Annotated in this window: 10 protein-coding genes; 4 read left to right on the top strand and 6 right to left on the bottom strand. The window is 71.6% G+C overall.

Features of this window, described 5'->3' with window-relative positions; all coding sequences use genetic code 11:
• Positions 1-5: 5 nt before the first annotated feature.
• Positions 6-716 carry a DUF3105 domain-containing protein gene (locus tag ABGB14_RS05905; RefSeq protein WP_347642503.1) on the bottom strand — a complete coding sequence of 237 codons (711 nt, stop codon included), beginning with the start codon at positions 714-716 and terminating at the stop codon, positions 6-8.
• A 121-nt stretch (positions 717-837) separates the two neighbouring features.
• On the opposite strand from ABGB14_RS05905, the gene ABGB14_RS05900 reads away from it, so the two are divergent.
• Positions 838-1,479, top strand: coding sequence for a DUF305 domain-containing protein (locus ABGB14_RS05900; RefSeq protein WP_347642502.1), 642 nt, complete (start codon positions 838-840; stop codon positions 1,477-1,479).
• A gap of 4 nt (positions 1,480-1,483) precedes the next feature.
• Entirely contained in the window at positions 1,484-2,881 is a 1,398-nt protein-coding gene (locus tag ABGB14_RS05895) for an NAD(P)/FAD-dependent oxidoreductase (protein ID WP_347642501.1), read from the top strand.
• A 75-nt stretch (positions 2,882-2,956) separates the two neighbouring features.
• Here the strand turns inward: ABGB14_RS05895 and ABGB14_RS05890 are convergent, their stop codons facing one another.
• The 5 genes from ABGB14_RS05890 to ABGB14_RS05870 all read right to left on the bottom strand — a co-directional run bounded on the left by ABGB14_RS05890 (position 2,957) and on the right by ABGB14_RS05870 (position 10,085).
• Complete coding sequence (locus ABGB14_RS05890; protein WP_347642500.1) at positions 2,957-4,045, bottom strand: low specificity L-threonine aldolase; 1,089 nt, start codon at positions 4,043-4,045, stop codon at positions 2,957-2,959.
• Positions 4,027-4,656 carry an SDR family NAD(P)-dependent oxidoreductase gene (locus ABGB14_RS05885; protein WP_347642499.1) on the bottom strand — a complete coding sequence of 210 codons (630 nt, stop codon included), beginning with the start codon at positions 4,654-4,656 and terminating at the stop codon, positions 4,027-4,029. The genes ABGB14_RS05890 and ABGB14_RS05885 overlap by 19 nt, the downstream gene beginning before the upstream one ends.
• Entirely contained in the window at positions 4,653-6,743 is a 2,091-nt protein-coding gene (locus ABGB14_RS05880) for a DUF6421 family protein (RefSeq protein WP_347642498.1), read from the bottom strand. The genes ABGB14_RS05885 and ABGB14_RS05880 overlap by 4 nt, the downstream gene beginning before the upstream one ends.
• Before the next feature lie 97 nt (positions 6,744-6,840).
• Positions 6,841-8,622: a protein kinase gene (locus tag ABGB14_RS05875; protein WP_347642497.1), complete on the bottom strand. Its 1,782-nt coding sequence runs from the start codon at positions 8,620-8,622 to the stop codon at positions 6,841-6,843.
• Positions 8,622-10,085 (bottom strand): zinc ribbon domain-containing protein, encoded by a 1,464-nt coding sequence (locus ABGB14_RS05870; protein ID WP_347642496.1) that lies wholly within the window; start codon positions 10,083-10,085, stop codon positions 8,622-8,624. Before ABGB14_RS05870 ends, ABGB14_RS05875 begins: the two co-directional genes overlap by 1 nt.
• Before the next feature lie 106 nt (positions 10,086-10,191).
• On the opposite strand from ABGB14_RS05870, the gene ABGB14_RS05865 reads away from it, so the two are divergent.
• On the top strand, positions 10,192-11,133 hold the full coding sequence (locus ABGB14_RS05865) for a hydantoinase/oxoprolinase N-terminal domain-containing protein (protein ID WP_347642495.1): 942 nt from the start codon (positions 10,192-10,194) through the stop codon (positions 11,131-11,133).
• Positions 11,016-12,179 carry a transposase gene (locus ABGB14_RS05860; RefSeq protein WP_347643129.1) on the top strand — a complete coding sequence of 388 codons (1,164 nt, stop codon included), beginning with the start codon at positions 11,016-11,018 and terminating at the stop codon, positions 12,177-12,179. Before ABGB14_RS05865 ends, ABGB14_RS05860 begins: the two co-directional genes overlap by 118 nt.
• Positions 12,180-12,216 lie beyond the last annotated feature (37 nt).

Here is a 12,216-nt window from a genome sequence, read left to right as displayed (position 1 = left end):
CGCTCCTACTGCTGGGACTCGCCGGGCGTCGGGGAGGTGGTCTCCATCGGCGACTGCTGCTGGCCCGTGGGCTCGGGCGGCAGGGGCGCCTGGTCGGCCGTGGTGGTGACGGCGGCCTCGCCGCCGCAGGTGGCGCCGAGCTCGGGAGTGTCGGGCCCGTTCTGGTATTTCTTGATGAACGCCCCGAGCTTCGGGTCGCCCGCGTCGGTCAGCTTCAGCTGGTGACCCCACGACGAGACGACGATCGGCGACGGCAGGTTGGGGAACGGGCTCATCAGCATGTAGTCCTGCTGGCCCGTGGAGGAGGCGACCTCCGTCAGCGCGTCGAGCTGCGCCTTCGGCAGGTCGGGCCGGTAGGTGATCCAGATCGCCCCGTGTTCCAGCGAGTGCACCGCGTGCTCGCTGTGGATCGGCTTGTCGTAGATCGCGCACTGCTGCCAGTTGTTGTGGTGCTGGCCGCCCACCGGCGGCGTCTCCTTGTAGGCGACCTTGGCCCACACGTGCTGGCCGCCTTCGTACTTCGCGCTGGTCACCGCGTCGAGCGAGGTCTCACGGGCCTGTTTGACGAGGTAGAAGCCCACCACGCCGACGAGCACCACGACGATGAGACCGCCGGTGCCCCACATGAGCAGCGCTGCGCGGCGCTGTTTGCGCCGCTGCTCGGCCCGCATCCTGTCCAGATGCTCGCGCCGTGCCTGCGCCTTCTCCTTGGCCATCGTTCCTCCATCGGCGTACCAAACTCCGGTCACCCTATGCCCTCCGGGCGTATGGGGGTAATAAGAGCTCCATACGGGTCCGATCACGGGCGCTGCCCCAGGTGGGTACGCTGTACTGACCATGGAAACGCCCGCGCGGAAATCGTTGCTCGCCATCGCCGGCGTGCTGGTGCTGGCCGTGGCGGCGTTCCTGCTGTTCGGCCGCGGCGGCACCCCCGGCGACACCTCCCCTGAGGCCGGTTTCGCCCGCGACATGGCCACCCATCACGCGCAGGCCGTCGACATGGCGTTCAAGATCAGGGACAAGGGCCCCGCCCCCGAGATCGACAGCCTCGCCTTCGACATCATCAACACCCAGGCCAACCAGCGCGGCATGTTCCTGGGGTGGTTGCAGCAGTGGGAGCTCACGCAGTCGACCGACCAGCCCGCGATGACCTGGATGCGCGGTCACGGACACGGCGGCGCGTCACCCGCTCCCGGCGCCCCCGGGACCATGCCCGGCATGGCGAGCCCGCAGGAGCTGACCAAGCTCAGGCAGGCGCAGGGCAAGGACGCCGAGGTGTTCTTCCTGCAGCTGATGATCCGCCACCACGAGGGCGGCGTGGAGATGGCCGAGGGCCTGCTCAAGCTCTCCACGCGGGCCGAGGTGGTCAACATGGCCCAGAAGATCGTCGCCAGCCAGAGCGGTGAGATCGAGCTCATGACCAAGCTGCTCGAGAAGCGGGGCGCGCGGCCCTACCCGTCGATCCTGACCCCCCGATAGGGCCATGAGCCCCGACGTCGCCGTCGTGGGGTCCGGGCCCAACGGGCTCGTCGCCGCCGTCCTGCTGGCCCGCGCCGGGCGCAGGGTGCTGCTGCTCGAAGCCGCCGACCGGTTCGGCGGCGGGCTGCGCTCCGGCGAGCTGACGCTCCCCGGCCGGGTGCACGACCTCGGCGCGACGGTGATGGCCATGACCCTGGCCTCCCCCGCCTTCCGCGAGCTCCGGCTCCAGGGCGTCGAGTTCGCCCATCCGCCGGTCGCCGCCGCCCATCCGTTCGACGACCGTCCCGCCGTACTCGTGCACCGCGACGCCCGCCGCACCGCCGAAGGGCTCGGGCGCGACGCGGGCGCGTGGCTGGCGACCGCGGGGGCGACCGCCAGGGCCGGGCTTCCCCTGGTGGAGCTGCTGCTCAAACCGCTCGGGCCGTGGACGGTCCCGCCGTCCACGTTCGCGCGGGCGGCCAGGTTCGGGACGATGGCGGCGCTGCCCGCGACGACCTTCGCCAGGCGCGCGTTCAGCACCGTGGAAGGACGGGCGGTGATCGCCGGCATGGCCGCCCACTCCGTGCTCGACCTGCGCTCACCCATCACCGCCGGCTACGGCCTGCTGCTGGCGTCCCTGGCCCACCTGGTGGGCTGGCCGCTCGTACGGGGCGGGTCGCAGGTCCTCGCCGACGCCCTCGTCGCCGAGCTGCGCTCCCTCGGCGGGCAGGCCGTCACCGGCCACCGCGTGCACCGGCTCGCGGAGCTGGACGCGCCCGCGATCGTGCTCGACGTGACGCCCCGGCAGCTCATGTCGATGGCCGACCTCCCCGGCGGCTACCTGCGGCGCCTGCGCCGCTTCCGTCACGGGCCCGGGGTGTTCAAGCTGGACTGGGCGCTGGACGGGCCCGTGCCGTGGCGGGATCCCGCGGTGGCGGGCGCGGGCACGGTGCACCTGGGCGGGACGCTGGAGGAGATCGTGCTCAGCGAGGCGGAGACGGCCGCCGGGCGGCACTCGCCGCGGCCGTACGTGCTGCTCGTCCAGCCGTACGCGGCCGACCCCACGCGGGGCGGGCACACGCTGTGGGCCTACTGCCACGTCCCCCACGGCTCGGACGTCGACATGACGGACGCCGTCGAGAGCCAGATCGAACGGTACGCCCCGGGCTTCCGTGACCGCGTCCTCGCCCGCCACGCCATGGGGCCCGCGGCGCTGGAGGCGGCCAACCCCAACCTGGTCGGAGGCGACATCAGCGGCGGCCTGGCGAGCCTGGGGCAGTTCGTCAGGCGCCCGGTCTGGTCGCCCGCGCCCTGGCGTACACCGCTGCCCGGGGTGTTCCTCTGCTCCTCGTCGACGCCGCCGGGGCCGGGCGCGCACGGCATGGGAGGCTGGCAGGCGGCCCGCCTCGCCCTCCGCCCCTGACCTCCGCGCCCGACCGGCGTCGACGTTCCGGACCGGACCCCGCGCGCGCCGGGGCGGGTCCGGAACAGTGTGGTGTCAGGTGGTGGGCCGGGAGGAGGAGGCGGCGGTCATCTCCTCGGCGACCGCGGCGGCGAAGGCGTCGACGTCCGCCTCCGTCGTGTCGAACGCGCACATCCAGCGCACCTCGCCCACGGCTTCGTTCCACATGTAGAAACGGAACCGCTTCTGCAGCCGCAGGACGACGTCCTTGGGCAGGACGGCGAACACGGCGTTGGCCTCGACGGGGCGCGGCACCCGCACCCCCGGGATGGGGCGCACGGCCTCGGCGAGCCGCCGGCCCATGGCGTTGGCCTGGCGGGCGTTGCGCAGCCACAGGTCGCCGTCCAGCAGCGCCTCGAACTGCGCCGAGACGAACCGCATCTTCGACGACAGCTGCATGAAGGTCTTGCGGATGTAGTCGACGCCCCGCGCCGCGTCGGGGTTGAGCACCACGACCGCCTCGCCGTACAAGAGGCCGATCTTGGTCCCGCCGAACGACAGCACGTCGACCCCGGCGTCCGTGGTGAGGGCCCGCATCGGTACGTCGAGGGCGGCGGCGGCGTTGGTGAGCCGGGAGCCGTCGAGGTGGACGAGCAGGCCGAGGTCGTGGGCGTGGGCGCAGAGGGCGGCGATCTCGTCGGGGGTGTAGACGGTGCCGAGCTCCGTGGTGTTGGACAGGGACACGACGCGCGGCTGGGCGCGGTGCACGTCGCCGAACCCCCACGCCTGCCGGTCGATCAGCTCGGGGGTGAGCTTGCCGTCGGGTGTGGGGACGGTCAGCAGCTTGATGCCGCCGGCCACCTCGGGCGCCCCGCCCTCGTCGGTGTTGATGTGGGCGCTCTCGGCGCAGATGACCGCTTCCCAGTGGGCGGTCATGGCGCGCAGGGAGACGACGTTCGCGGCCGTGCCGTTGAACACCGGCCAGGCCTGCGCGCGCTCGCCGAAGTGCCGCCGGAAGGTGTCCTGCAGGGCCTCGGTGTAGACGTCGTCGCCGTAGGAGATCTGGTGCCCGCCGTTGGCCGCCGCGACGGCTTCGAGGATCTCGGGGTGCACGCCGGCGTAGTTGTCGCTGGCGAACGAGATGAGCTGGGGGTCGTGCCGGGGAATCAAGAAGTCAGGTCCCATCGCGTGCCGTTGATCTCCGCCGCGGGCCGGTCGTAGAGGCTGCCGACCGCCGCGGCCAGGTCGTCGACGTCGGTGAAGCCGGCGAACGCGGCGTCCGGCCTGGCCGCGCGCATGGCGTCGTTCACCAGGGCTCTGACCACCAGGATGGTGGCCGCGCTCGAGGTGCCGCGGAGCGCGTCGGCCAGGGAGAGCGTCCAGGCCTCCGACGCGGCCTTGGCCGCCGCGTAGGCGGCGCCGCCCGCCTCCGGGTTCTGGGCCGCCTTGGCCGAGACGATCACGAAGCGGCCGTTGTCGCTGCGGCGCAGCAGCGGCTCGAAGGCCAGCGACACGTGCTGCAGCGTGCGGATCAGCAGGTCGTGCAGCACGTCCCAGTCGGCGAGGTCGGTGTCGGCGAACGAGCCGCCCCCGCGCCACCCGCCGACCAGGTGCACCACGCCGTCGACGCGCCCGTGCTCACGGTCGATCCGGCCGGCCAGGTCGTGGACGGCGGCGCGGTCGAGCAGGTCGACGTCCTGCTTGTCCACGCCGATCACGGTGTGCCCATTCTTCCGGAAATATCCGGTAACTGCCTCGCCGGTGGGCCCGCCGGCCCCGGTCACCAGAATGATCATGCTCGGAGTCCCTTAGTCGATTCGACCACGTCGGCCAGCTTACGGCGGAGCGCCTCGTAGAACATGCTCAGGGGGAACTCGTCCGGCAGCACCGCGTCCACCTTGGCCTTCTGCTCCTCGGGCAGCGCCTGGATCCCCTGCGCCCAGGTCGAGGCGGGGTGCGGCGGCACGTACGCGCTCACCAGCTCGTACGCCGCCAGCCAGTGCGCCAGCTTGGACCTGTCGATGCTGTCGCGGTACAACTTCTCGACCTCGCCCCGCAGGTCGGCCACGCCGTCGGCGACCCGCTCCCAGTCGATGGTGAGCCGGTTGTCGGTCCACCGCACGATGTCGTTGCGGTGCAGGTACGCGAAGAGCAGCTGCCCGCCGAGCCCGTCGTAGTTCCGCACCCGCTCCCCCGTGATCGGGAACCTGAACAGCCGGTCGAACAGGATCGCGAGCTGCACGTACCGGGCGTACGGAACTCCCCGCGCCTGCAGCTTCACCGCCTCCCCGAACGCGGTCAGGTCGCAGCGCAGCTCCTCCAGCGAGTACAGCCAGTACGGCATCCGCTGCTTGATCATGAACGGGTCGAACGGCAGGTCGCCGTGGCTGTGGGTGCGGTCGTGCACCAGGTCCCACAGCACGAACGTGTCCTGCGCGAGCCGCTGCGACTCCAGCAGCCTGGCGGCGTCGGGCGGCAGGTCCAGCCGGAGCGTCTCGGTCGCGGCCCTGGACACCCGCCGGAACCTGGCGGCCTCCCGGTCGGCGAAGATGCCGCCCCAGGTGAACCGCTCGGGCGCCGTCCGCACCGCGACCGTCTCGGGGAACAGCACGGCGGAGTGGGTGTCGTAGCCGGAGGTGAAGTCCTCGAACGCGATCGGCACGAACATCGGGTTGTCGTAGCCGTCCGCCTCCAGTTCGGCCAGCCATCCCGGCCAGATCGTGCGGATCCAGACGGCTTCGAGGTTGCGGTTCGGGTTGCCGTTCTGGGTGTACATGGGGAAGACGACGACGTGTTCCAGACCGTCCTCGCGCTGGCGGTCGGGGTGGAACAGGTCGAGCGAGTCGAGGAAGTCGGGCACGCCGAGGCCCTGCTCGGCCCACGTGGCCAGGTCGGCCTGGACGGCCCGCAGGTAGGCGGCGTCATGCGGGAAGTACGGCGAAAGCTCGCCCAGGTGCCCCGCGATCGCCTCCACCAGCTCGCCGGCCCTGCCCTTCGACTGCTCCGGCACCGAGCCGTCCTTGACCTGCAGCGGCCTGAGCTCCTCGACGGCCTCCTTGAGCCTGCCGAACACCGCCGCCCTTCCGCCACGGGCCTCCTCACGCGCGGATCCCGCACCGGGAGCCGGGACGCGGGCGGCCCAGGTGACGACGTTCCCCCAGAGCGTGCGGTGGTCGTAGTCGTCGATGGAGTCGTCACCGAACAGGTCGGAGTCGGCGAACACGACGACGCGGCCCTGGCCGTAGCGGAGCGCGAGGGCCAGCGGCGCGCCCGCGGGGTCGGCGCTCGGCGAGCTAGCGAACAACACGGTCGCGCCCCCCGCGAGCCCGCCCTCGGCGGTCACGGTGAGCGCGCCGGAACGGTAGAAGCAGGCGGTCCCGACGCCGGCGAGCAGCCCGCCCGAGGTGGCGGGCTCGGCCAGCACCCACGTGGCCACGTCCCGGTGGGCGCGCTTCGGGTCGCGCACGGTGGTGTGCTCGACGCCCGCCCCGAACCGTGCGAGCAGCTCGTTCAGGTTGTTGCCGTACTTGTCCTGCTCCTCCTCGGCCAGCACCACCAGGCCGCCGCCCGCCGCGACGAAGGACTGGACGGCGTCCAGCTCGGCGGCGGTGAGGACGGGGCTGCCCTGGCCGGTCGTCCGCTCCCACCGCTCCCCGGACGGGTGCGCGATGACCAGGACGTCCTGGTCCGCCAGCACCTCGGGGCCGAGCGCTCCGGCCGTGTGCGCCGCGACCGTGTGCCCCAGGTGCCGCAGCAGTCCGGCCGCGCGGGCGTAGCTGTTGTCGTCGGGATGGGCCGGGTTGATGGCCTCGGCCACCTCGCGCCGGACGGTCCACGACTCGTTGTGGGCCTCGTCGAACAACACCCGGGGGAACGCATGCATGAAAGATCTCCTGCTTCTACCGCTTTCAGGCGCAAAATATACACACAGATCCGGCATACTTCGCCAAAGCCTCCCGAATGATGAGACAGGCCGGCCGTCAGGACACGTGGACGCTCTGCCTGATGCGCGCCTGGGTGGCGTCGTCACAGGTGGCCTTGGCGCAGAAGTACATGACGAGCATGGTCTTCGGCTCGCGGTCGATCACGTAGCTGACGAAACCCAGCCTGGTGCCGGTGACCGGGTCGCGCAGCGCGCCGTCGAAGCGGGTCGCGGGGCTGTTGCCGGCCTGGTCCGGCACGGGCCTGCCGACGTCGACCTGGCCGGGCAGCAGGGCGTCCATCTTGGCCTTCATCTGCTCGGAGGTGCCGCCGGCGTCGAGCGTGTCGGAGACCTGGACGTACAGACCGGAGGCGCTCTCGGGCTCGTCGGCGACGATCTCCGAGACCGTCGACCAGTCGGCGGCGGGGCCGGCGACGAACAACTTCTCGAACTCGGTGGCATGCGGCGAGGCCACCGCGAACAGGTCCTGATGGGTGCGTACGGCCCAGTCGCCGGGGTACTCGAACGTGAGCGGCGCGGCGGAGCTGGTCTTGTAACGGGACCAGGTCTCCCCCTGGTGGTTCACGACGATCATCACGACCAGGGCGAGCGCCGCGGCGGCGGCGACCAGCGTGGCCACCACGATCGGGACGCGTCCGGGACGCCTCGGCGCGGACGGCTGCGTGGGCGCGGCACCGCCCGGAGAACCCGCGGGCGCACCGGAGTAGGGGTCCGCCTGCGGCCCGGAACGGAGATCCGCGGGCGAACCGGAGTAGGGATCCACCGGCGAACCAGAACGAGGGCCCCCAGGCGAACCGGAGCGGAGATCCCCGTGCGGTCCAGGGTGGGGGTCGGCGTGCGAACCGGACTGCTGGCCCGGGTGCGGGCCCGGGTGGGCGGCGTGCCGCCCTGGCCGGAGTACGGGGTGCGGGCCCGAGCCCGGTGTGGGGCGGGGCACGAGATGCGGCCCCGAGGACCCTCCCGGCGAAGGCTCCCCCTGGCGCCCGCTCATCGCCCCGCGCAGCGCGGTCACGAACTCCGCGCAGGTCGCGTAGCGCTGCTCGGGCGCCTTGGCCAGCGCCCGCATCATCACGGCGTCGACCTGCGGCGGCAGGTCGGGCCTGAGCTGCGACAGCGGCGTCGGCTGCTCGGCCAGGTGGGCCCAGAGCAGCGCGATGTCGTTCTCACGCTGGAACGGCAGCCGCGCCGACAGCGCCTCGTAGACGACGCAGGCCAGCGCGTACTGGTCGCAGCGGCCGTCGATGGTCTCCTTGTTGATCTGCTCGGGCGACATGTAGCGGGGCGTGCCGATGAACTGGTCGGTCTGGGTCAGCCCGGAGATCGACGAGCGGTGCTTGGTGATGCCGAAGTCGGTGAGGTAGACGTGGTCGCCGGCCAGCAGGATGTTGGCCGGCTTGACGTCGCGGTGGATCAGGTCGTGCGCGTGGGCGGCGTCGAGCGCGGCGGCGACCTGGGCGAAGATGTGGTTGGCCGGGCCGAGCGGCAGCGGCCCGCGGTCGTAGATGAGGCGGCGCAGGTCGAGGCCGTCGACGTAGCGCATGGCGATGTAGAGCACGCCGTCGGCGTCGGCGTTGGCCTCGTAGATCGGGATGATGTTGGGGTGCTCGATGCTGGCGACCGTCCTGGACTCCAGGATGAACCGCTGCCTGAACCGGTCGTCGACGCTGAGCACCGGGTTGAGGATCTTCAGCGCCACGCGGCGGCTCAACCGGGGGTCGAGCGCCAGGTAGACGACGGCCATGCCGCCCTTGCCGACGATGTCCTCGATGTAGTATCCGGCCACCTCCTGGCCGATGAGCGATCTTTCGTTCACGTGCATCACGTCTCGATGGGGTGGCCGCAGTAGCCGCAGAAACGATGCGCGGGGCCGAGCTTCATACCGCACGAGGTGCAGTACGTGATCGCCGGGTCCGGCGCGGTCATCACCTGCTGCTGCCGCGGGGCCACGTGGAACGGCTGGGAGCGCCGTACGACCACGGTCTGGTGGGCGCCGTCGTCGGGCGGTGGACCGGCCGCGAGCGGCTGCGCCGGTGTGGTCGGTTCTTCGGGAGCGCGGCGGCGCCACAGCAGATAGGCTCCGCCGCCCGCAGCCAGGAAGAGGATCCCCGCCGCCAGGAGGAACGGCCACAGCGGTGTGGAGCCGGCCGGTTCGGCCGCCGCCTGCCGCGTGCCCTGGTCCTCGGGGCCGCCCCGCTTGGCCAGCGAGGTCTTGAGCAGTTCCGCGGCCACCACGTTGCCCGGGTAGAGCTCGAGCACCCGCTGGAAGCCCGGCGCCGCCTCGGTGAAGTATTTCGTGTGGTAGCGGGTCAGCGCCGCCTCGAACGCCGTGTCGATCGCGCCCCTGCGCGGCTCCACGCCGGCCTCCGTGAGGGCCTTGGTGATCTCCCTGACGCCGATCATCCTGGCGTCGTCGCCGCCGCCGGCGAGCAGGCCGATGACGTGGCCGTCCTTGTCGCCGATGACCGGCGCGCCGATCATGCCCCTGTCGGCCAGGCCGCCGAGCTTCACCGGCTCGTTCACCTTCTTGTCGGGGTCGGTGAAGGGCCTGCCGGCGTCGCCCGACGTGCCGCCCCGGCCCAGGTGGGCGATCTCGACCGTGTGGGTGGTCTTCGGTCCGGGACGGCCCAGGAATCCGGCCACGCTGGTGGGCGCGCCCTGCTGGTCGGGCACCTTGTCCGCGAGCGGCGCGGTGGGCATGCCGACGCTTCCCGCCACGGGGTCGAGCGGCACCAGCACGGCGGGGCTGTCGGCCTTCCCGCCCGCCTTGGCGAGCTTGAGCTGGTAGCCGTCGGCGCTGGCCGGCGACACGTTGGGGAAGGCGGTGATCTCCGTGGTCACGTTGATGATGCAGGTGGCCGTGTCGCTCCTGGGCGGGTAGCAGTCCTGCAGGTGCCGGTCGAGCAGCTCGTTCGAGAGCTCGTGCTTCTTGTCGTCGGCCGGGATCTCGACGTCGTGGTGCTCGGCGAAGATCTTGTTCGCGGCGCGTACGGCGACGTCGTCGTCGTTCACCGCCAGGCGGCGGAGCGCGACGACGCTCCCGTCGGGGTTGACGACGGTCCCCGTTCCCTCGGCGAACGGGAAGTCGTAGGACCGCTCCACATGTTTGAGCCGGCCGACGTGGTCGAGCAGGGTGATCTCCACGTGGGACACGGCCTCCAGCCGTACCACGGCGGGGCTCACCAGGTCGGTGATCCCGCTCGGATGCTCGTGTGCGGCGACCGGCATCGCGACCAGCACGAGCGCCGCCGCGACGCCACTGGCAAGTGCTCTGAGGCGCGCCATCTCTCCGCTCCCAAAGGCTGGATTAAGACCAGGGTCCCAATCGGGTGCCGTAAGTCAATAGACGACTACGTAGACAAGCGCTTGCTAGGGGACGTGACGTACGCGGATGGGGTTCGTGATCGGCGTCGATGTCGGTGGCACCTTCACCGACGTGGTCCTTCGCGCCAAGGAGACCCGGCGCGGCACGCTGGCCGTGGCCAAAGTATTGAGCACCCACTACGACCCCATCGCGGGAATCCTCGCCGGCGTTACGCGCGCGCTCGGCGACCGCGACCCCGCTCAGGTCGAACGGGTGGTGCACGCCACCACGCCGGCGACCAACGCGGTGCTCGAACGCACAGGCGTACGGGTGGCTCTCGTCACCACCCAGGGCTTTCGCGCCACCGTCCCGCTCGGCCGGTACGCCCGGGTCGAGGAGGACCGCTACGACCTCCGCTTCACGCCGCCTCCCCCGCCGGTGGCCCCGGGCGACTGTTTCGAGGTGGTGGAGCGCATGTCCGCGCGCGGCGCCGTGCTGACGCCGCTGGACCCGGAGTCCGTACGAGCGGCCGCCGCCGGGATCGTCCGGCGCGGCATCGGGTCGGCGGCGGTGTGCCTGCTGCATGCGTACGCCAATCCTGCGCACGAGCGGCAGGTGGCGGCGATCCTGCGCGAATCGGTGCCGAACGTGGTGACGTCCTCGGACGTCTGGCCGGAGATCCGGGAGTACGAGCGCGCCACCACCACCATCAGAGTCTCCCGAGGGGACCGTCGCCTTGAGGCGACGGGTGAATCGGGAGCGGGAGGGCCGTCAAGGCCCGAGCGTGCCCTGACCTGTCAGGTCCGCGCATCACAAATGTCCTTCCTCGTTTTGTCGGCGCCAGCCGATATCGTGGCGTTGTCGTTACCGAACGTGACGGGAGGTGGGGTGTGCGCAGGTCGTTCCGATTCCTGCTGCGTCCCACCGCCCGGCAGGCGGCGGCGCTGGCGGCGTGCCTGGAGGACCACCGGCAGCTGTACAACGCCGCTCTGGAGCACCGCCGCACCGCCTATGCCAGGGCGGGGGTGAGCGTCCGGTACGGCGAGCAGTCGGCCGAGCTGAAACACATCCGCGCCGACGATGCGGACGGGCAGGGGCGTTGGTCGTTCTCCTCCCAGCAGGCCACCCTGCGACGGCTCGACAAGGCGTTTCGCGCGTTCTTCGACCGCGTCAAGGCAGGGAGCACGCCGGGCTTCCCGCGTTTCAAGGGGCGCGGCCGGTTCGACACGGTCGAATGGCCGAAGGACGGTGACGGCTGCCGGTGGGACTCCCAGCCCGAGCACCCGACCGTCACCTACGTGCGGCTCCAAGGGGTCGGGCACGTCCGCGTCCACCGGCACCGGCCCGTGCGCGGCCAGGTGAAGACGATCAGCGTCAAGCGCGAGGGCTCCCGCTGGTTCGTGGTGCTGTCGTGCGACGACGTGCCCGCCGAACCGCTGCCTGGCACCGGCGTGGCGACCGGGATCGACATGGGCGTGGCCTCGCTCGTCACCACCTCCGACGGTGACCGGGTGGCCAACCCCCGCCACCTGGCCGCCACCGCCGGCCGTCTGGCCGACGCCCAGCGAGACCTCGCCCGCAAGAAACGGGGCTCCAAACGGCGGCGCATCGCGGTGGCCCGCGTGGCCGCGCTGCACGCCAAGGTGCGCAGGCAACGTCTGGACGGCGCGCACAAGGCCGCGCTCGCCCTGGTCCGCACCTATGACGTGATCGTGCACGAGGACCTGCGGATCACGAACATGACCCGCTCGGCGTCCAGCACGACCGAAGCTCCCGGCCGCAACGTCGCCGCCAAGTCCGGCCTCAACCGGAGCATCCTGGACGCGGGCTGGGGGGTGTTCCTGACGATCCTCGCGCACAAGGCTGAAAGCGCCGGTCGCAAGCTGATCGCGGTGAACCCCGCCGGCACCTCCCGCACCTGCGCCCGCTGCGGGCACAGCGCGAAGGAGAACCGCGTCACCCAGGCCGGGTTCGCCTGCACGGCGTGCGGTCATACCGCGCACGCCGACGTCAACGCGGCGATCAACATCCTCAGGGCAGGGCTTGCCCTTCGCGAACCTGCGGAAGCGGCTTAGCGAGAAGCCGCTCCCTTCAGGGAGCGGAGGAGTCACT

Origin of the sequence: Nonomuraea sp. B10E15, from assembly GCF_039871615.1 — a bacterium.
In the GTDB taxonomy this organism is placed as follows: Bacteria; Actinomycetota; Actinomycetes; order Streptosporangiales; family Streptosporangiaceae; genus Nonomuraea.
Note: the sequence above shows the minus strand (reverse complement) of the source record. Positions and strands in the feature narration are given on the sequence as shown.

Coding starts and splice junctions, on each gene's coding strand:
- ABGB14_RS05875 (WP_347642497.1), bottom strand. CDS start 8,622: ATGCACGTGAACGAAAGATCGCTCATCGGCCAGGAGGTGGCCGGATAC.
- ABGB14_RS05890 (WP_347642500.1), bottom strand. CDS start 4,045: ATGGGACCTGACTTCTTGATTCCCCGGCACGACCCCCAGCTCATCTCG.
- ABGB14_RS05865 (WP_347642495.1), top strand. CDS start 10,192: ATGGGGTTCGTGATCGGCGTCGATGTCGGTGGCACCTTCACCGACGTG.
- ABGB14_RS05885 (WP_347642499.1), bottom strand. CDS start 4,656: ATGATCATTCTGGTGACCGGGGCCGGCGGGCCCACCGGCGAGGCAGTT.
- ABGB14_RS05895 (WP_347642501.1), top strand. CDS start 1,484: ATGAGCCCCGACGTCGCCGTCGTGGGGTCCGGGCCCAACGGGCTCGTC.
- ABGB14_RS05880 (WP_347642498.1), bottom strand. CDS start 6,743: ATGCATGCGTTCCCCCGGGTGTTGTTCGACGAGGCCCACAACGAGTCG.
- ABGB14_RS05905 (WP_347642503.1), bottom strand. CDS start 716: ATGGCCAAGGAGAAGGCGCAGGCACGGCGCGAGCATCTGGACAGGATG.
- ABGB14_RS05900 (WP_347642502.1), top strand. CDS start 838: ATGGAAACGCCCGCGCGGAAATCGTTGCTCGCCATCGCCGGCGTGCTG.
- ABGB14_RS05870 (WP_347642496.1), bottom strand. CDS start 10,085: ATGGCGCGCCTCAGAGCACTTGCCAGTGGCGTCGCGGCGGCGCTCGTG.